17 protein-coding genes are annotated in these 18,450 nt (G+C 61.8%); 8 read left to right on the forward strand and 9 right to left on the reverse strand.

The window, feature by feature from the left end:
• Window positions 1-27: 27 nt before the first annotated feature.
• Window positions 28-1,269 carry an OprD family porin gene (locus GFU70_RS13915; protein ID WP_058542165.1) on the reverse strand — a complete coding sequence of 414 codons (1,242 nt, stop codon included), beginning with the start codon at window positions 1,267-1,269 and terminating at the stop codon, window positions 28-30.
• Window positions 1,270-1,519: 250 nt separating this feature from the next.
• Here GFU70_RS13915 and GFU70_RS13920 point away from each other — a divergent pair, with 250 nt between their 5' ends.
• The 8 genes from GFU70_RS13920 to GFU70_RS13955 all read left to right on the forward strand — a co-directional run bounded on the left by GFU70_RS13920 (window position 1,520) and on the right by GFU70_RS13955 (window position 9,676).
• Window positions 1,520-2,467: a LysR family transcriptional regulator gene (locus GFU70_RS13920; protein ID WP_058542164.1), complete on the forward strand. Its 948-nt coding sequence runs from the start codon at window positions 1,520-1,522 to the stop codon at window positions 2,465-2,467.
• Window positions 2,468-2,559: 92 nt separating this feature from the next.
• On the forward strand, window positions 2,560-3,351 hold the full coding sequence (locus GFU70_RS13925) for a putative hydro-lyase (RefSeq protein WP_116642232.1): 792 nt from the start codon (window positions 2,560-2,562) through the stop codon (window positions 3,349-3,351).
• Window positions 3,352-3,391: 40 nt separating this feature from the next.
• A complete protein-coding gene (locus tag GFU70_RS13930; protein ID WP_153388245.1) occupies window positions 3,392-3,925 on the forward strand; it encodes a hypothetical protein in 534 nt (177 codons plus the stop codon).
• Between the two features lie 57 nt (window positions 3,926-3,982).
• The gene (locus GFU70_RS13935; RefSeq protein ID WP_153388246.1) at window positions 3,983-4,921 is read left to right on the forward strand and encodes a LysR family transcriptional regulator; all 939 of its coding nucleotides are present in this window, start codon (window positions 3,983-3,985) and stop codon (window positions 4,919-4,921) included.
• A 93-nt stretch (window positions 4,922-5,014) separates the two neighbouring features.
• Entirely contained in the window at window positions 5,015-6,394 is a 1,380-nt protein-coding gene (locus tag GFU70_RS13940) for a UDP-glucose dehydrogenase family protein (RefSeq protein ID WP_058542160.1), read from the forward strand.
• A 178-nt stretch (window positions 6,395-6,572) separates the two neighbouring features.
• Entirely contained in the window at window positions 6,573-7,280 is a 708-nt protein-coding gene (locus GFU70_RS13945) for an HPP family protein (RefSeq protein ID WP_058542159.1), read from the forward strand.
• 134 nt (window positions 7,281-7,414) lie between these two features.
• On the forward strand, window positions 7,415-8,521 hold the full coding sequence (locus GFU70_RS13950) for an enoyl-CoA hydratase/isomerase family protein (protein ID WP_058542158.1): 1,107 nt from the start codon (window positions 7,415-7,417) through the stop codon (window positions 8,519-8,521).
• Window positions 8,522-8,524: 3 nt separating this feature from the next.
• On the forward strand, window positions 8,525-9,676 hold the full coding sequence (locus GFU70_RS13955; protein WP_153388247.1) for an acyl-CoA dehydrogenase family protein: 1,152 nt from the start codon (window positions 8,525-8,527) through the stop codon (window positions 9,674-9,676).
• 261 nt (window positions 9,677-9,937) lie between these two features.
• Here the strand turns inward: GFU70_RS13955 and GFU70_RS13960 are convergent, their stop codons facing one another.
• The 8 genes from GFU70_RS13960 to GFU70_RS13995 form a co-directional block, all read right to left on the reverse strand.
• A complete protein-coding gene (locus GFU70_RS13960) occupies window positions 9,938-10,711 on the reverse strand; it encodes an enoyl-CoA hydratase (RefSeq protein WP_058542156.1) in 774 nt (257 codons plus the stop codon).
• Between the two features lie 129 nt (window positions 10,712-10,840).
• Window positions 10,841-11,968, reverse strand: coding sequence for an acyl-CoA dehydrogenase (locus GFU70_RS13965; RefSeq protein ID WP_058542155.1), 1,128 nt, complete (start codon window positions 11,966-11,968; stop codon window positions 10,841-10,843).
• 9 nt (window positions 11,969-11,977) lie between these two features.
• On the reverse strand, window positions 11,978-13,168 hold the full coding sequence (locus tag GFU70_RS13970) for an acetyl-CoA C-acyltransferase (RefSeq protein ID WP_165826027.1): 1,191 nt from the start codon (window positions 13,166-13,168) through the stop codon (window positions 11,978-11,980).
• A 12-nt stretch (window positions 13,169-13,180) separates the two neighbouring features.
• Window positions 13,181-13,942 carry an SDR family NAD(P)-dependent oxidoreductase gene (locus GFU70_RS13975; protein WP_116642226.1) on the reverse strand — a complete coding sequence of 254 codons (762 nt, stop codon included), beginning with the start codon at window positions 13,940-13,942 and terminating at the stop codon, window positions 13,181-13,183.
• A gap of 16 nt (window positions 13,943-13,958) precedes the next feature.
• On the reverse strand, window positions 13,959-15,623 hold the full coding sequence (locus GFU70_RS13980; protein ID WP_153388248.1) for an AMP-binding protein: 1,665 nt from the start codon (window positions 15,621-15,623) through the stop codon (window positions 13,959-13,961).
• 260 nt (window positions 15,624-15,883) lie between these two features.
• On the reverse strand, window positions 15,884-17,341 hold the full coding sequence (locus GFU70_RS13985) for an ArnT family glycosyltransferase (protein ID WP_193034307.1): 1,458 nt from the start codon (window positions 17,339-17,341) through the stop codon (window positions 15,884-15,886).
• A gap of 67 nt (window positions 17,342-17,408) precedes the next feature.
• Window positions 17,409-17,702 (reverse strand): lipid-A-disaccharide synthase N-terminal domain-containing protein, encoded by a 294-nt coding sequence (locus GFU70_RS13990; protein ID WP_058542152.1) that lies wholly within the window; start codon window positions 17,700-17,702, stop codon window positions 17,409-17,411.
• A 1-nt stretch (window position 17,703) separates the two neighbouring features.
• On the reverse strand, window positions 17,704-18,447 hold the full coding sequence (locus GFU70_RS13995; RefSeq protein WP_116642223.1) for a glycosyltransferase family 2 protein: 744 nt from the start codon (window positions 18,445-18,447) through the stop codon (window positions 17,704-17,706).
• Window positions 18,448-18,450 lie beyond the last annotated feature (3 nt).

Raw genomic sequence — 18,450 nt, forward strand, 5'->3', positions numbered from 1 at the left:
AGCTTTGGCCAAAATTTTGTCGGGAGCTTACCAAAGCGCCATCGTGTAGCTGACGATCAACCGGTTTTCATCCAGGTCGTTGCCAAAATTCGAGCGCACCGTCGCGTTGCGCCATTTCAAGCCCAGCCCCTTCAACGTGCCGTCCTGCACGACATAGGCGATATCCGTGTTGCGCTCCCATTCCTTGCCTTCGCCCGGTGCGCTGCGCTGGACGTTGTCGCCAGTGATGTAGCGGGTCATAAAGGTCAACCCAGGTACGCCAATGGCGGCAAAGTTGTAGTCATAACGCGCTTGCCAGGAGCGCTCGTCGATGTTGGCGAAGTCGCCGATCTGCACAAAGTTGACCAGGTAGGGATCGCTGCGTCCGATGTACGGGAACGGATCGTCGCCGCTCATGCGCTGGTAGCCCAGGCCCAACGCATGCCCCGCCAGGCTGTAGGTAAACAGGGCGCCGAAGGCCTGGTTGTCGAGTTCGCGAAAACTGCCGTCTTCGGTGCTGCGCGAATAGCGCACGTCACTCTTGAACGACTGGCCTGCGCCCAGGTCCAGGGTGTGGACGAAGCCGAGGTAGTTTTGCTGGTAGATGTCTTCCAACAGGCTATAGCGGTATTGCGCCGTGAGGTTCGGCAGGAACTGATAGTCCGCTCCGGCGAACTGGAACTTGTCGCTGCTGCCGCCGATGCGGTTGGCGGTCATGTCTTGGTAGTCGGTGGAGTCGACAAAGTTGATCTGCGTGAGTTGCCCGGCGGTCAGCTTCAAGCGATCGATTTGCTGCACGCTCAGCAAGCCGCCCTTGAAGGTTCCCGGCAACAGGCGCGTGTCGTTGGAACTCACCGCCGGGTCCTTGATCTGCAAGGTTCCCAGCTTCAAGGTGCTGTTGGAAACGCGGACTTTGGCGGTCAGGCCCAGTTCGCCATAGCGGTCTTGTGAGCCGCCAGACAAATCCGCCGGCAACAGGTTGGTGCCCGCTGTACCGCCCCCAGAGTCCAGTTTGAAGCCGGCCATGCCCAAGGCATCGAGGCCCAAACCCACGGTTCCGGCGGTGTATCCCGACTCCATCCGCAGCAAAAAGCCCTGCGCCCATTCTTCGGCCTTATCCCGTGCTCCCTTCTGGCGGAAGTCGCGGTTGAAATAGAAGTTGCGGGCCTCCAGGCTGCCTTTGCTGTCGGCGATGAAGTCGGCCTGGGCGTTCGGCACGCCAATCAGACTCAGGCCGAGCAAGGTGCTCGCCGAAGTGCAGGTCCAACGAAGGAATGTGGCGTGTTGCATGGCGCGCTCCTTTTATGGGCGCGAGCGAACCCTCCAGGGCTGTGCGCACGCCTCGTTATTGTTGTCATGGGATGCCGACGCAGTGGGCCTGGGTCGTGGAGCGGATTCTTTGCGGCGAATCGGCACAACGTCAAACGGGAAAAAAGCCGGATCGGACATAAGAAAATTTGATGCGCCCGTTGGCCCGATGTGGAGTAACAATTGCAAAATAATTGCAATCATAAGAACCACACGCACCCAGAGAGCCTCCATGAACCTCAAATTCCTCGAAACCTTTGTCTGGGTCGCCCGGCTACAGAGTTTCAGCCTCACCGCCGAGAAGATGTTCAGCACCCAGGCGGCGATCTCCAGCAGGATCGCTTCGCTGGAAGAGGAGTTGGGCCTGCGCCTGTTCGTACGGGACTCACGCGGGGTTTCGCTGACACCCGAAGGCCTCAAGGTGCTCGACTACGCCGAACAGATGCTCGACGTGCAGCGGGCGTTGAAGCAGTCACTGGACACCACCAGCCCGCAACAAGGCCTGGTGCGCATCGGCGTGATGGACACGGTGATTCACACCTGGCTCAGCCCCTTGATGTCGATGCTGATGCAAGCCTTCCCCGCCGTGGAAATCGAAATCACCGCCGATGCCGCGCGCAATCTCTGTGAGCAATTGCAGAAAGGCTACCTGGACATCGTGTTCCAGACCGATCTGGTCCGCCATGAAAGCGTGCGCAACCTGGAACTGGGTCACTACCCCATGCACTGGATCGCTGCCAGCCAGTCGATCTACGCCCGCCCCTATGCGTCGCTGGTGGAGATGGCCGGCGAGCGCATCATCACCTTCGTCAAGCATTCGCGACCGCATCAGGATGTACTCAATTTGTTGTACGCCCATGGCGTGAGTGCGCCGCGGGTCAGTTGCGTCAACTCGGTGTCGGCCATGACCCGATTGATTCGCGACGGATTCGGCATCGGCGCCTTGCCCGCCGCGCTGGTGGCCAAGCCCCTGTCCAGCGGCGAATTGATCCAGCTCGAACCCGGCACCGCCCTGCCCCAACTCGACGTCGTTGCCTCGTGGCGCGCGGGTGTCGGCCTGGAACTGATCGAGAACATCGTCCAGATGAGTCGCCAGGTGGTCAGCCAGTACGCCGTTGATGTCGGGCCGCAACGCATGGTGGTGGCTCCCGGGCTGAACAGCCAGCCACCTCTTGAATAACTTTTTGTTGTCACGGGGTACCAATATTCCTTGTTGGACGCCATCGCCACGGTGTTCTCAAAGTAGCGAACGACCGCTTGGAGAGCCCCGTAATGATGTCCTTCGAACAACTGCAGCAATGCACGCCCCTGGCCCTGCGCCAAAACATCGCCGCCGGCCAATACCAGGGCCATACCAGCGGCCTGGGCCAGGGCCGCGTGCAAGCCAATATCGTGATCCTGCCCGGCGACTGGGCCAATGAATTCCTGCGCTACTGCACCCTCAACCGCCAGGCCTGCCCGGTACTCGACGTGACCGAGCCAGGCGATCCGTTCTTGCGCAACCTGGGTCCCGCCATCGATATCCGCCACGAGGTGCCTCAATACCGGGTCTACCGCCACGGCGAGTTGAGCGAAGCGCCGCTGGACATCGCACACCTGTGGCAGGACGACCTGGTGGCCTTCGCCCTCGGTTGCTCGTTCTCGTTCGAACAACCCCTGCTGGAGGCCGGCATCCGTTTGCGACACATTGAGTTGGGGCGCAATGTCGCGATGTTCCAGACCAACATCGACACCCGTCCGACCGCCCGCCTGTCTGGCAAAATGGTGGTGACCATGCGGCCGATGAAAGCCGCCGCAGCGATCCAGGCGATCCAGATTACCGGGCGCATGCCCAACGTCCACGGTGCCCCGGTGCACATCGGCGATCCGTCACTGATCGGCATTCAATCCCTGGACTCGCCGGATTACGGCGATGCCGTGCCGGTGGAAGCGGATGAGATCCCGGTGTTCTGGGCCTGCGGCGTAACGCCTCAATCGGTGGTCCAGGCCTCACGTCCACCGCTGTGCATCACCCACGCCCCGGGCTGCATGCTGGTGACGGACTTATGGAACAGTGACTTGTAAGCCTCGAACGAGGCTGTTTTTCAACTTGACGGGACACACGATGAACACCGCTCAGCGATCGATTCAACAGTACATCAGCGCCAAGGACGGCAACCGCCCTCACCTGCTGGACCAGGCTTTCACGCCGACTGCTATTTTGCACATGGTCGTGCGCACCGGTTCCATCACGTTTCCCGACCATGTCGAAGGCCGTACCGCCATCGGCGACGTGCTGGTCAGTCGCTTTGGCCAGACCTTCGAAAACGTCTACACGTTCTGCCTGGCCGCCCCGCCACCGGCAAATGCCGAGGCGTTCCAGTGCAAATGGCTGGTGGCGATGTCCGACAAGAACAGTGGCCAGGCACGCGTCGGTTGTGGCCTGTATGACTGGCAGTTCGATCCAGTGTTGAGCCTGGCCGAGCGACTGACCATCACCATCGAACACATGAAGACCCTGTCGGCGACCGATCTGCCGATGATCATGGCCTGGGCATCGCGGCTGGAGTACCCATGGTGCCGGCCTGAAGCGATTATCGATAACGTGCCGGATTCAGGTGCGCTTCAGGACGTTATCCGGTACCTGGAAGATCTTTGATCAGGCCGCCCGTGCGCTTTCAGAAATCTGCATGACTGTTTCAAGGAATCGCCCCAAATGAACATCAAGTTTCTCGAAACCTTCGTCTGGGTCGCCCGCCTGAAGAGCTTTCGCCTTACCGCGGAAAAGCTGTTCACCACCCAGGCGTCCATTTCCAGTCGGATCGCCGCCCTGGAGGACGAAATGGGCGTGCGCCTGTTCGTGCGCGATTCCAAAGGTGTGTCGCTGACCTCCGAAGGCCAGCGCGTGCTGGAGTACGCCGAGCGCATCATGGACACCATGCAAAGCATGAAAGCCGTGATCAAGGACCCACGCCAGGTGCGCGGCCGGATCCGCATCGGTGCGATGGATACGGTGATCCACACTTGGCTCAGCCCCTTGGTGACACGCCTGATGGAATGTTACCCGGCCCTGGAAATCGAACTGTCGGCCGACACCGCGAGCAACCTGTGCTCGCAACTGGAGAAAGGCTACCAGGACATCATTTTCCAGACCGACATCCTGCGCCTGGACAGCGTGCGCAACGCCCTGCTGACCCGTTACCCGATGCACTGGGTGGTGCGCACCGGCTCGGCCTATGACCGGTCCTATGCATCGCTGGAAGACTTGTCCCAGGAACGCATCGTGACGTTCTCGCGCAACTCACGCCCCCACCAGGACATTCTCAACCTGCTGCATTCGGCCAACATCGTCTCGCCACGCATCAACTGTGTGAACTCGGCCTCGGCCATCACCCGCCTGGTTCGCGACGGTTTTGGCATTGGTGCCATGCCGGCCGCGCTGGTTGTCGGCGAACTGGCCCAAGGCACATTGACGTTAGTGGACGGTGTGCCGCTGCCATCGGTCATGGACATCGTGGCCAGTTGGCGGACCGGCGCGGGAATGGAACGGGTGGAAGACATCGTCAGCCTGACCCGGGAAGTGGTGGGCGAGTTCGTCGCGCAGTTGCCGGCAGCGTACCGATTGGCGACCAAGATTTCAGCGGGCTGTAAGTGAACTGCAACATCCCCGACTTATTCTGGGCCGAGCGCACAGCGGCGAACGCCGGCTGTGAATGTCGCTCGCACGGAATGACCCAGGGAGTCCGCCATGAAAATCAGTGTATTCGGAAGTGGCTACGTGGGCTTGGTACAAGCCGCGGTGTTGGCCGAAGTGGGCCATGACGTGGTGTGCATGGACATCGACGAGCGCAAGGTCGACAGCCTGCGCCAAGGCCAGGTGAGTATTTTCGAGCCCGGCCTGGCCACGCTGGTGCGTGAAGGCCTGGAGGCCGGTCGCTTGCACTTTACCAGTGACGAACAGCTTGCCGTGCAGCACGGCCAGGTGCTGTTTATCGCGGTGGGCACGCCTTCCAGGGACGATGGCAGTGCCGATTTGGCCCAGGTCCTGGCCGTCGGCGAGGCTGTCGCCCGCCACCGCGAGCAACCGCTCATCGTGGTGGAGAAGTCCACCGTGCCGGTGGGCACCGGCGATGTTCTGCGGGCGCACATCGACAAATGCCTGCTCAAGGCCAGTCGCTTGCTGCAGTTCGATATCGTCTCCAACCCCGAATTTCTCAAGGAAGGCTCGGCGGTCGCCGATTGCCGTCGTCCGGATCGCATCGTGATCGGCTGCGAGCGCGATGAAGTGCGCGAAACCATGCGCGACCTGTACGCCCCGTTCAACCGCAACCACGACCGGGTTCTGTTCATGGACCTGCGCAGCGCCGAGCTGACCAAATACGCCGCCAACGGCATGCTGGCGACCAAGATCAGTTTTATCAACCAGATCGCCGAACTGGCCGAACACCTGGGAGCCGACATCGAGTCGGTGCGCCTGGGCATCGGCGCCGACTCGCGCATCGGTTATCACTTCATTTACCCGGGATGCGGCTACGGCGGCTCGTGCTTTCCCAAAGACATGCGTGCCCTGATCCACACCGCCGAACAGGCTCATTGCTCCAGCGACCTGCTGCAAGCAGTGGAAGCCATCAACGGCCGGCAGAAACACAAGCTGTTCGAGCGGATCAACGCGTTCTACCAGGGCGACCTGCGCGGCAAGACTTTCGCCCTGTGGGGCCTGGCCTTCAAGCCCAACACCGACGACATGCGCGACGCACCGAGTCGCACCTTGCTGGAATCGCTTTGGGCCGCGGGTGCCAGCGTCCGCGCGTTTGACCCGGAAGCCATGCAGCAAACGCAGTTGCTCTACCCCGACGAGCCCAAACTGATGCTGATGGGCACGCCGGAATCGGTGTTGCCGGGGGCCGACGCGCTGGTCATCTGCACCGAATGGCAGCCCTTCAAGGCACCGGACTTCGACCTGATCCAGCAACGGCTCAAGGCCCCGGTGATATTCGACGGCCGTAACCTGTTCGACCCCGAGCGCATGGCCGACAAGGGCTTCACCTATTTCCCGATGGGTCGCGGGCAATCGCGAAACCTGCCTGTTGCCCAGCAAACGTGGTTCCCCGCTTCGAGAAGCGCATGAGCGGTGGCCTTACCTCAAAATTAATGCACTCAACCAGCATTAATATGAATTTGTAAGCAAGGGGCGGGATCGGCACACTGTGCCCCGTTCCTCCCCCAACTGTTGGAACACTTAAAGGGCTTTCTGGGATTCTCCCGTAAGCCCCTTTTTTTGTTCGTTTTTTTTGGATTTTCACTTAATGCTCTCTCGCTGGTTCCCCGCTGCTATCAACACCCGTCCCACCGAATGGAGCCGCGCCGCCATCGGCATGGCGCTGGGAACGATGTTCAGTGTCTGGCTTTGCGGGCAAGTATTTGGCCTCGAGGTAGCGCAACACCTGATCGGCCCCCTCGGCGCCTCGGCCGTGCTGTTGTTTGCGGTGTCATCGGGCGCCCTCGCCCAGCCCTGGTCGATCGTCGGCGGTTACCTGTGTGCGTCGGTCGTGGCGCTGCTGGTGGCCCATGTATTGGGCCGCACGTTGGGTAGCGCCTGCCTGGCGGCTGGCATGGCACTGGTATTGATGTGCTGGCTGCGTTGCTTGCATCCGCCGGCAGGCGCCCTGGCGGCGACGTTGGTCCTGGCCGCCCCTTCTATCATCGCGTTGGACTGGCAGGCCGTCGGTGCGGCCATGCTGGCCGGTTCCGGGCTGCTGGCCTTTGCGCTGGCCTACAACAACCTGACGCGGGTGCGCTATCCCAAGCGTGCCAACGAACCGGTGGCCGTCATACCGGCTGACCACCCTCCCGTCGACCGCCAGGCCATTACGGCCGAAGACCTGAAACTGGCCTTGGCGCAAATGGAAGCATTCTTTGACGTCACGCCGGAAGATCTTGAGCAATTGATCCACGCCAGCGAGCGAAATGCCAAGCGCCGTAGCATCGCGGAGGTTCTCTCTAGTCGCGGTTGAGCCTTTGGCTGCTATAAATATGCAGGAAGGACCTGCACGTATCCCGGTTGTGCAATGCAAATTTGCACTGGTACGATCCTGAATGGATACGCGCGACACAATTCATAAAGAAGAATAAAAGCAGGGAGTTAGCGATGACAGCTCAGGTTTCATCACAAGCTGCGGAAACCCTCGAAACTGCGGCCTCTGAGGTGCTGGTCGAAGTTCGCAATCACATTGGCCATTTGACCCTGAACCGCCCCGCCGGCCTCAATGCCCTTACCTTGGGCATGGTGCGCAGCTTGCAACAACAACTCGATACCTGGGCTCTCGACCCACAGATCCGCGCCGTGGTACTGCGTGGCGCAGGCGAGAAGGCGTTTTGCGCTGGCGGTGATATCCGTTCCTTGTACGACAGCCACAAGCAGGGCGACACCCTGCATGAGGATTTCTTCGTCGAGGAGTACGCTCTCGACCTGACAATTCATCACTACCGCAAACCGATCCTCGCCTTCATGGACGGCTTCGTGCTGGGCGGCGGCATGGGGCTGGCACAAGGAGCCGACCTGCGGGTGGTGACCGAACGTAGCCGCCTGGGCATGCCGGAAGTCGGCATCGGTTACTTCCCGGATGTGGGCGGCAGCTACTTCCTGCCGCGCATTCCTGGCGAACTGGGCATCTACCTGGGCGTCAGCGGCGTGCAGATCCGTGCGGCTGACGCCTTGTATTGCGGGCTGGCCGACTGGTATCTGGACAGTCGCAAGCTTGAACAACTCGACGCGCGCCTCGATCGCCTGGAATGGGGTGATACACCACTCAAGGACCTGCAAAGCCTGCTGGCCAAACTCGGTGTGCAACAACTGCCTGCCCCACCCCTGGCCGACTTGCGGCCAGCCATCGACCATTTCTTTAGCCTGCCCGACGTGCCGAGCATGGTCGAGCAGTTGCGGCAGGTCACCGTCGCCAACAGCCACGAATGGGCGACAAAGACTGCCGACCTGCTGGACACCCGCTCCCCCTTGGCCATGGCCGTGACCCTGGAAATGCTGCGGCGCGGTCGGCATTTGAGCCTGGAAGACTGTTTTTCCTTGGAACTGCATCTGGACCAACAATGGTTCGAGCGCGGTGACCTGATCGAAGGCGTGCGCGCCTTGCTGATCGACAAAGACAAGAACCCGCGTTGGAACCCGCCGACCCTGGAGGCGCTGGACGCCGACCATGTGGCGAGTTTCTTCGACGGCTTCGACGACCACGGGAACTGAGCCATGCATGACCTCGAACTGACCGAAGAACAAGTGATGATCCGCGACATGGCCCGGGACTTCGCCCGTGGTGAAATCGCCCCTCACGCCCAGGCGTGGGAAAAGGCCGGCTGGATTGACGATGGCCTGGTGGCGAAGATGGGTGAACTGGGCCTGTTGGGGATGGTGGTGCCGGAAGAATGGGGCGGTACCTACGTCGATTATGTGGCCTATGCCCTGGCCGTGGAGGAGATCTCCGCGGGCGACGGTGCCACCGGCGCACTGATGAGCATCCACAACTCGGTGGGTTGCGGGCCGGTGCTGAATTTCGGCACCGACGAACAAAAGCAGACATGGCTGGCCGATCTCGCCAGTGGCCAGGCCATTGGCTGCTTCTGCCTGACCGAGCCCCAGGCCGGCTCCGAAGCCCACAACCTGCGTACCCGGGCCGAATTGCGCGATGGTCAGTGGGTCATCAACGGCGCCAAGCAGTTCGTCAGCAATGGCAAGCGAGCGAAATTGGCGATTGTGTTTGCCGTGACGGACCCGGATCTAGGCAAAAAAGGCATTTCGGCGTTCCTGGTGCCCACCGATACGCCGGGTTTCATCGTCGATCGCACTGAACACAAAATGGGCATCCGCGCCTCGGATACCTGCGCAGTCACCTTGAGCAATTGCACCATCCCCGAGGCCAACCTGTTGGGGGCTCGCGGTAAAGGCCTGGCCATCGCCCTCTCCAACCTGGAAGGCGGCCGCATCGGTATCGCTGCGCAAGCCTTGGGCATTGCCCGGGCCGCCTTTGAAGCGGCGCTGGCTTACGCGCGCGATCGCGTACAGTTCGACAAGCCGATCATCGAGCACCAGAGCATCGCCAACCTGCTGGCCGACATGCATACCCGCATCAACGCCACCCGCCTGCTCATCCTCCACGCCGCCCGCCTGCGCAGCGCCGGCAAGCCGTGCCTGTCGGAAGCCTCCCAGGCCAAGCTGTTCGCCTCGGAAATGGCTGAGAAAGTCTGCTCCTCGGCCATACAGATTCATGGTGGGTACGGGTATCTCGAGGATTATCCGGTAGAGCGCTACTACCGCGATGCACGGATTACCCAGATTTATGAAGGGTCGAGCGAAATACAGCGGATGGTGATTGCCCGGGAGCTGAAGCACTACCTGGTGTGATGGTAAGAAAAGCATCGCGGGCAAGCCTTGCTCCCACTGAATCTGCGCTGCACACAGAATACTGTGTCAGGTCACGGACCTGTGGGAGCAAAGCTTGCCCGCGATAGTGGTGTATCAGTCATTTATAGGCTGAATGTGCCGCCGCCATCGCGGGCAAGCCCAGCTCCCACAGGGTTTAGCGGTGTACACAAATGCTGCGTACACTCCAGACCCACTGTGGGAGCAAGGCTTGCCCGCGATAGCGTCAGTGAGAACGCCGCGTTACTTGTCCTGAAACTCCGCCGCCCGCTTGGCCACGAACGCCGCCATGCCTTCTTTCTGATCCTGCGTCGCAAACGCTGCGTGGAATACCCGGCGCTCGAAACGCACGCCTTCGGACAGGCTGACTTCAAAGGCACGGTTGACGCTTTCCTTGACCATCATGCTGATGGGCACCGACTTGGAGGCGATCAACGCCGCCGTTTTCAATGCCTCGTCCAGCAGCTCATCAGCCGGCACGATCCGCGCGACGATGCCGCAGCGCTCGGCTTCCACCGCATCGATAAAGCGCCCGGTCAGGCACATTTCCATGGCCTTGGCCTTGCCCACTGCGCGGGTCAGGCGCTGGGTGCCGCCCATGCCCGGCAGCACGCCGAGGTTGATTTCCGGCTGGCCGAACTTGGCGTTGTCGCCGGCCAGGATGAAATCGCACATCAATGCCAGCTCACAACCACCGCCCAAGGCGAAGCCGTTCACCGCCGCGATGATCGGCTTGCGGCGGTTGGCCACGCGGTCGCTGTCGCTGAACAGGTCGTCCAGGTAGATCTGCGGGTAGGTCAGCTCGGCCATTTCCTTGATGTCGGCACCGGCGGCAAAGGCTTTTTTTGAGCCGGTCAGCACGATGCAGCCAATCTTCGGATCCGCCTCCAGGCCGTCCAACGCCTGGTTCAGTTCGCTGACGATCTGCGCATTCAAGGCGTTCAATGCCTGGGGACGGTTGAGGGTGATCAGGCCGACGCGGTCCTTGATCTCCAATAAAATCGTTTCGTAGCTCATGTATGACTCCTGTTAAGCACTGTATTTGGCTCGATGCCCTGTAGGAGCTGCCGAAGGCTGCGATCTTTTGACGTTGTTCTTTCGTTCAAGACTCAATTGACAGGAAAAGATCGCAGCCTGCGGCAGCTCCTACAGATTGCGCGAAATGACCATGCGCTGAATGTCGCTGGTGCCTTCGTAGATCTGGCAGACCCGCACGTCGCGATAGATCCGCTCCAGCGGGAAGTCGTTGAGGTAACCGTAACCGCCCAGGGTTTGCAACGCCATGGAGCAGACTTTTTCAGCCATTTCCGAGGCGAACAGCTTGGCCATGGAAGCCTCCACCAGTGCCGGCTGACCGCTGTCTCGCAGGGCGGCGGCGTAGTGCACCATTTGCCGGGCCACGGCGATCTGGGTCGCCATGTCTGCCAGGCGGAACGCCACGGCCTGGTGCTCGATGATCGGCTTGCCGAAACTTGCGCGTTCCCGGGCATAGTCCCGAGCCGCCTCGAACGCGGCGCGGGCCATGCCCACCGCCTGCGCCGCGATGCCCACCCGTCCGCCTTCCAGGTTCGCCAGGGCGATCTTGTAGCCCTCGCCCTCCTCCCCCAGGCGATTGCCCACCGGCACCTTCACCTCCTCAAAGAGGATCTGGCAGGTGTCGGACGCGTGCTGGCCAAGTTTGTCTTCGACCCGCGCCACACTGTAGCCCGGCGAATCGGTCGGCACGATGAACGCACTGATGCCACGCTTGCCGGCGCTCGGATCGGTCACCGCGAACACAATCACCACCCCGGCGTTCTGCCCGGACGTGATGAACTGCTTGCAACCGTTGAGCACGTAATGATCGCCCTCCAGGCGCGCCCGCGTCTTGAGGCTGCTGGCGTCCGAACCGGCCTGTGGCTCGGTCAGGGCGAACGCGCCGAGCATCGCGCCACTGGCCAGGGGCGTGAGGAATTTTGCCTTCTGCTCATCGTTGCCGAACTTGAGGATCGGCACGCAGCCCACCGAGTTGTGCACGCTCATGATGGTCGAGCACGCGCCGTCGCCGGCGGCGATTTCCTCCAGGGTCATCGCGTAGGCCAGGTAACCGGTGTCACAGCCACCCCACTGCTCCGGCACCAGCATGCCGAAAAAGCCCAGTTCGGCCATTTCATCGATGGCTTCCCGGGGGAAACGATGCTCGCGGTCCCATTCGGCGGCGAACGGCTTCAAGCGTTCCTGGGCGAACTGCCGGGCCATGTCGCGGATTTGTGTCTGTTCTTCAGTCGGGAGCATGGTGATTCCTTAATACAGGCATTCGACGGCCATGGCCGTGGCTTCGCCGCCACCAATGCAGATCGCCGCAACGCCGCGCTTGAGACCCTTCTGGCGCAGGGCCGAGAGCAGGGTCACCAGGATCCGTGCGCCAGACGCGCCAATCGGGTGGCCCAGCGCACAGGCGCCGCCGTGGACGTTGACCTTGTCATGGGCAATCTCCAGCTTGTCCATGGTCACCAGTCCCACCACGGCAAAGGCTTCGTTGACTTCGAACAGGTCGACTTGATCCAGCGACCAACCGGTTTTCTGCATCAGTTTCTTCACGGCGCCAATCGGTGCGGTGGGAAACAGGCCCGGGGTATCGGCAAACGCCGCATGACCGTGGATCACCGCCAGGGGCTTGAGACCACGCTGGGCCGCCTGGCTCTGGCGCATCAGCACCAGCGCCGCGGCGCCATCGGAAATGGAACTGGAATTGGCCGCCGTCACTGTGCCGCCCTCGCGGAACGCCGGCTTGAGGGAGGCGATCTTGTCGATCCGGGCCTTGGGTGGCTGCTCGTCGTGGCGCACGGTCACTTGTTCCTTGCCGACCATGACCTGCAACGGCACGATCTCGGCGTCGAAACTGCCGTCCTTGATCGCCTGCTGGGCGCGGGTGGTGGATGCAATGGCGAACGCATCCTGGGCCTCGCGACTCAAGCCATTGGCCTCGGCGCAGTCTTCGGCGAAGGTGCCCATCAGCCGACCTTTGTCGTAGGCGTCTTCCAGACCGTCGAGGAACATGTGGTCCAGCACCCGGCCATGGCCCATCCGGTAACCGCTGCGCGCACGATCGAGCAGGTACGGGGCGTTGGACATGCTTTCCATGCCGCCGGCCACAACCACTTCGGCGCTGCCGGCGATGAGCATGTCATGGGCGAGGATCGCCGCTTCCATGCCCGAGCCACACATCTTGTTGAGCGTGGTGCAGCGGGTCGATTTGTCGAGCCCGGCGCCCAGCGCGGCCTGACGCGCCGGTGCCTGGCCCTGGCCGGCGGCGAGTACGCAACCGAACAGCACTTCTTCAACCGCGTCAGGTGCGATGCCGGCTCGCTCCACGGCGGCCTTGATGGCGGCGGCACCCAGCTGGGGGGCGCTGAGGCTTTTCAGCTCGCCCTGGAAACCGCCCATGGGGGTACGGACGGCACTGACGATGACAATAGGATCGTTGGACATCATGAATCCTCCTGATTATTTGGCTGCCATGCGCAAGGCGCCGTCGAGACGGATCACCTCGCCGTTGAGCATGCTGTTCTCAATGATATGCCTGACCAGCGCCGCGTACTCGCAAGGTTTCCCAAGGCGTGGCGGAAACGGCACGCCGGCGGCCAGGGAATCGCGCACTTCCGGGCTCATGCCGGCCATCATCGGGGTCTCGAAGATCCCTGGCGCAATGGTCATCACCCGGATACCGAAGCGCGCCAGCTCACGGGCGGCCGGCAATGTCAGGCTGGCGATGGCGCCTTTGGAGGCGGCGTAAGCCGCCTGGCCGATCTGACCATCGAAAGCCGCCACCGACGCCGTATTGATGATCACCCCGCGCTCGCCGTCAGCGTTGGCCTCGGTTTCGGCAATGGCCGCAGCTGCCAGGCGCAGCAGGTTGAAGCTGCCGATCAGGTTGACGTTGATCACCTGGCTGAAACTGGCCAGCGCGTGGGGACCGTTCTTGCCGAGGATCTTCTCGCCACGCACGATACCGGCGCAGTTCACCAGGCCATTGAGGCCACCGAACGCATCGACCGTGGCCTTCACCGCCGCTTCAGCCGCCGCTTCGCTGCTGATGTCGGCCACCACGCTTTGGCAACCCAGCTTTTGCGCCTGGGCGGCCACGGCGTCGGCGTTGAGGTCCACCAGCATCACCTTGGCGCCGGCCTTGACCAGCATCTCGCCGGTGGCCGCGCCGAGGCCGGAAGCGCCGCCGCTGACGAGAAAAATCTTGTTGTCGATCTGCATCATGGTTTCCTTGGATTCAAGCTGAAACGTTCTGCGCCGCGGCCTCTTGGGCTTTGGCGATCTCCTGGTTGCGCAAGATAAAGCGCTGCAACTTGCCGCTTGGGGTTTTCGGCAAGTCGCTGACAAATTCGATTTCACGGGGATACGCATGGGCCGCCAGGCGCTTGCGCACGTGCAGGCGCAATTCTTCGGCCAGCTCCGATGAGGCACGGAACTGCGCGCTGAGCACCACGAAGGCCTTCACCAACTCGGTGCGTTCCGGATCAGGCTTGCCGATCACCGCCGCTTCCACCACGGCCGGGTGTTCGATCAGCGCGCTTTCGACGTCGAACGGACCGACCCGGTAGCCGGAGGTGGTAATCACGTCATCGCTGCGGCCCACGAAACTGATGCTGCCGTCCGGGTTCAGCTCCACGGTGTCGCCGCTCAAGTAGTAGTCACCGACGAAGGCCTTGGTCGGCCCGCCTTCGTAACCGGCGAACCAGCACATGGGCGACTGGCTGCGGTCCAGCGCGAGAATGCCCGGCTGGCCCACGCCCAGCTCGCGCTGATTTTCATCCAACACCACGATCCGATGACCCGGCGAGGCGAAACCGGCCGCGCCCAGGTGCACCGGGTGTTCCAGCCCATGGTGGTTGCACAGCACCATGCCCAGTTCGGTCTGGCCGTAATGGTCGTGAATCACCACTTCCAGGTTATCGGCGAACCAACGGATCACTTCCGGGTTCAACGGCTCACCGGCGCTGCTGACGATGCGCAGCTTGCCCTTGATCGAGCGGGCAAACTGCTCGCCACCGGCAATCAACAGGCGATAGGCCGTGGGCGAGCCGGTCAGGTTGGTGATGCCGTATTTGTTGATGACCCGGCAGGTGCTTTCCAGGGTAAACGGGCCATCGTAGAAGGTAATCGGATGCCCCATGGCCAACGGCCCGGTCACGCCGAAATAGATGCCGTAGGCCCAACCCGGGTCGGCGACGTTCCAGAAGGCGTCTTCAGGGCGCAGGTCTACCGCGTCACGGGTATAGCTCTGGAACGCAACGATGGCTTTGAGCGGTACCGACAGCGCCTTGGCAGGTCCCGTGGTGCCGGAGGTGAACATCAGCAGGAACGGGTCTTCGCCGGTGAGCATCAGCGGTTCGCACTGGCTGGAGTGGTTCGCCACCTCGGCCCAGAAACTGTAGTCGCCGCGCACGATGCCCTGGCCCTTTTCGCCGCCGACCGTGACGATGGTGGGGCAATCGGCGACTTCGTCGAGCTTGGGGCGGTTGACCGCATCGGTGACGACCACGCGTGCCCCCGAGCTGCCCAGGCGGTGCTCGATGGCCTTGGGCCCGAACGCGGTGAACAGCGGCTGATACACCGCCCCAATGCGCCAGGTGGCGAGCACCACGATCAACAGTTCAGCGGTGCGCGGCAGCAGGCCGGCCACTTTGTCGCCCTTGCCGACGCCTTGGGCGCGCAGGAAATTGGCGAACCGCGCGGCGTTGTCCTGCAGGTCACGGTAAGTCCAGGTTGCCTCGCTGCCGTCACGGCCCTCCCAGAACAAGGCGATGCGGCCCGGCAATGCATGCCGGTCGCAACACTCGACACAGGCATTGAGCGCCTCGAGCGAGCCGTGCAGCGCGGCGTTGACGGTGTGTTGGTAATCGAACTGTGACGTGGCGGACGAATAATCGCGCATGACCAGAATCCCTCTGTACTTTTTATTGGTTGGGGGAACCGTGAATAGCAGGCAAATACTCGCGCCGAAGGGTTGTGGCGGCAATGGTCAAAGCTTTCAAGTTGCTTGACTGGTTTGGCCATGGTTTAGGGATGTGGTGTTCTTTTAGCGCTTATCGCGAGCAAGCCCGCTCCCACAGGGGATTTGTGGCGGACTTCGACTTTGTGATCGTCCAAGCCTCTGTGGGCGCGAACTTGCTCGCGATGGCGGTGGTTCAGCCGCTACAAGGGCTGCTTCCAGGCAAATGAATAAACCTTCTCCGGCACCGGCGACTGGCAGCGCTGGTTATCCGCGTCAGCCCCCACGAGGAACCACTCGGCCCTTGAGGTATTGCCGACCCGGCGCGCTTTTTGTGGGTCGTAACAGCGGGCCAGGTCCCGGGAGGGCACCAAGGCGAAGGCCTGCGGGTGGCTGCGCAGCCAAGTGGCGGATTGTTCCAGGGTGTTGCCGTTATGAAAGCCGAAATGCACGATCGGTTGCTGGGCGAACAGCCAATGGCCCTCACGCCACCCCACGAGCACCAACTCGGCATTTGAAGTCAGCCGCGCGACATCACGCATCAAGGTCTGGTGAGGGTTGACGCCTTCCCGGTGGGGCTCGACGAAGCCGCGTACCAGCCAGGCGCACAACCACACGGACGTCAATGTCGCGAATACCACCCTGCCCTTCGGCCGCCGGCCAAACCAGCGGCGCAGCATCCACGGCACAAGCGGCGCCACCAGCAGAATCAACGCGGGTAACGCGGGAAAGATGTACAGCTTGCGCTTGCCGCTGCTCAGGCTAAAGAACACCAACACCAACAGCACCCAACCGAGCAGTACCAACACCCGACCGTCGTGCTTGAGCAGTTGTTTGCGCCAGGCCGGCACCAGCCAGGGAAGCATGAACACAATCGGCAGCCAGTACTTGGGAATCACCTGGACGAAGAAATACCAGAAAGGTTCGCGGTGTTCCCATGCGTTGGCATAACGCCCGGCCGTCTGCTTGAACAGGATTTCCTGGGCGTATGCCAGGCTGTCGGGGCTGCCCTGCCAGACAATCACCAGCAAAGGCCCCAGCCATAACGCGATGGCGGCCAACGCGACAACCAGGCCCAGCCACCAGCGTCCTGCCTGGCCAGGCATTGCCACCACCCCTTTCCAACCTTTGCGCAGCGCATAGGCGTAGGGAATGAGCAGTAGCACCGGCAGAAAACCCACGCCTTTGCTGATGATCCCCAACCCCATCGCCGCACAAGCCACGTAGTACCAACGCCAGGCCGGGCCGAGCAACACGTGCCGGCACAAGCCATAGATTCCCAGGATGGTCCAGAGCGCAAGGAAACCATCGATCTGCCCGGTACGCAGGATGCTGTAGGTCTGGTAGGTGGCGAGAAACAACAGCGCCGCGATCACCCCCACGCGCCGTCCCCACAAGCGTCGGCCCAGGTCATACAAACACGCAGTGGTGACGGCACCGGCCAGCAGCGCGGGCAAGTACAGGGCAACTTTGGGCAGGTGGGTCAGTTGCACGAACAGGGCCACGGTCCACATGAACAGCGGTGGTTTGTCGGCGTAGATTTCACCGGCGCGATGGGGAATGAACCATGAGCCGTTCTGCAGCATCTCCAGGGCAACGCCGAGGAAACGCTCCTCATCGACGTTCATCGGTTGGCGCCAGCCAAGGCCGGCACCGACCATGATCAAGGCCAATACCACAAACGCCAGGAGCTCGAGCCGCGAGGAAGATAATCGTATCCGCACCGTCTCAGCCCTTCTCTGCCAGTTCGCGTTTTTGCTGCTCATGATGCTTGGCGATCAACTGCAAGTTGCGCAGGTAAACGATAAAACCGAAGGACTGGCCGACGATGAACACAGGGTCTTCGCGGTAGATGGCATAGGCCAGCAACAGCGAGCTACCGATGATGCTCAGGTACCAGAAGCCAACGGGAATCATGCTGCGCTTCTTGTACTCGCTATACAGCCATTGCAGGGCAAAACGCCCGGTGAACGCCAATTGCCCCGCGAAACCAACGACCAGCCACAACGTTTCTCTGCCCATCTCAGACCTCGGTTTCTTGTGCGTTGACGTCCAGGCGGGTGCGCTTGATCAGCCACCACACCCCGAATAGATCGACAATGCCCACCAGCGCCCGGTCCAGGTTGCCGTAGTTGGACACCCCGGCCCCGCGCTCACGGTGATTGACCGGCTGAACCAGCATCCGGCCGTTGTGACGACGGATCAGCGCCGGAATGAAACGATGCATATGATCGAAATACGGCAGGCGCAGAAACGCCTCGCGCTCGATCAATTTGATGCCGCAGCCGGTATCGGGCGTCTGGTCCTTGAGCAGGCTGGCGCGCAGTTTGTTGGCAAATCGCGAGGCCCAACGCTTGCTCGCCGTGTCCCGGCGATTGACGCGATGCCCCGCCACCAGCTTGACGCCTGCGGGTGTGCCTTCGGAGCCACGCACCAGGTCGAGCATTTTCGGCAAGTCGGCCGGGTCGTTCTGACCGTCGCCGTCCAGGGTTGCCAACCAATGCCCGCGCGCCACTTCAGCGGCGTGGTAGATCGAGGTGCTCTGCCCCAGGGAACGGGTGTGGCTGAGCACCCGCAACTGGCGATAGCCACTGGCTTGCAGCGTCCGCAATTCAGCGGCGGTGGCGTCGGTGCTGCCATCGTCGACCACAATGACTTCAAAGGCCTCGTCAACCAGCGCCGTACGTACTTCTTCCAGCAATGGAATGAGGTTGCCTGCTTCGTTCTTTGCCGGAATCAGGACCGACACATAAGGGGTTTCGTGCATGAC

Origin of the sequence: Pseudomonas brassicacearum, assembly GCF_009601685.2 — a bacterium.
GTDB lineage: Bacteria > Pseudomonadota > Gammaproteobacteria > Pseudomonadales > Pseudomonadaceae > Aquipseudomonas > Aquipseudomonas kilonensis_B.

What these genes read in the sequence shown, in the direction of transcription:
- GFU70_RS13930 (WP_153388245.1), top strand. Translation starts at nt 3,392, where the DNA reads ATGAACACCGCTCAGCGATCGATTCAACAGTACATCAGCGCCAAGGAC.
- GFU70_RS13985 (WP_193034307.1), bottom strand. Translation starts at nt 17,341, where the DNA reads ATGGTCGGTGCCGGCCTTGGCTGGCGCCAACCGATGAACGTCGATGAG.
- GFU70_RS13975 (WP_116642226.1), bottom strand. Translation starts at nt 13,942, where the DNA reads ATGCAGATCGACAACAAGATTTTTCTCGTCAGCGGCGGCGCTTCCGGC.
- GFU70_RS13995 (WP_116642223.1), bottom strand. Translation starts at nt 18,447, where the DNA reads ATGCACGAAACCCCTTATGTGTCGGTCCTGATTCCGGCAAAGAACGAA.
- GFU70_RS13915 (WP_058542165.1), bottom strand. Translation starts at nt 1,269, where the DNA reads ATGCAACACGCCACATTCCTTCGTTGGACCTGCACTTCGGCGAGCACC.
- GFU70_RS13965 (WP_058542155.1), bottom strand. Translation starts at nt 11,968, where the DNA reads ATGCTCCCGACTGAAGAACAGACACAAATCCGCGACATGGCCCGGCAG.
- GFU70_RS13940 (WP_058542160.1), top strand. Translation starts at nt 5,015, where the DNA reads ATGAAAATCAGTGTATTCGGAAGTGGCTACGTGGGCTTGGTACAAGCC.
- GFU70_RS13920 (WP_058542164.1), top strand. Translation starts at nt 1,520, where the DNA reads ATGAACCTCAAATTCCTCGAAACCTTTGTCTGGGTCGCCCGGCTACAG.
- GFU70_RS13925 (WP_116642232.1), top strand. Translation starts at nt 2,560, where the DNA reads ATGATGTCCTTCGAACAACTGCAGCAATGCACGCCCCTGGCCCTGCGC.
- GFU70_RS13950 (WP_058542158.1), top strand. Translation starts at nt 7,415, where the DNA reads ATGACAGCTCAGGTTTCATCACAAGCTGCGGAAACCCTCGAAACTGCG.
- GFU70_RS13945 (WP_058542159.1), top strand. Translation starts at nt 6,573, where the DNA reads ATGCTCTCTCGCTGGTTCCCCGCTGCTATCAACACCCGTCCCACCGAA.
- GFU70_RS13955 (WP_153388247.1), top strand. Translation starts at nt 8,525, where the DNA reads ATGCATGACCTCGAACTGACCGAAGAACAAGTGATGATCCGCGACATG.
- GFU70_RS13970 (WP_165826027.1), bottom strand. Translation starts at nt 13,168, where the DNA reads ATGATGTCCAACGATCCTATTGTCATCGTCAGTGCCGTCCGTACCCCC.
- GFU70_RS13935 (WP_153388246.1), top strand. Translation starts at nt 3,983, where the DNA reads ATGAACATCAAGTTTCTCGAAACCTTCGTCTGGGTCGCCCGCCTGAAG.
- GFU70_RS13990 (WP_058542152.1), bottom strand. Translation starts at nt 17,702, where the DNA reads ATGGGCAGAGAAACGTTGTGGCTGGTCGTTGGTTTCGCGGGGCAATTG.
- GFU70_RS13980 (WP_153388248.1), bottom strand. Translation starts at nt 15,623, where the DNA reads ATGCGCGATTATTCGTCCGCCACGTCACAGTTCGATTACCAACACACC.
- GFU70_RS13960 (WP_058542156.1), bottom strand. Translation starts at nt 10,711, where the DNA reads ATGAGCTACGAAACGATTTTATTGGAGATCAAGGACCGCGTCGGCCTG.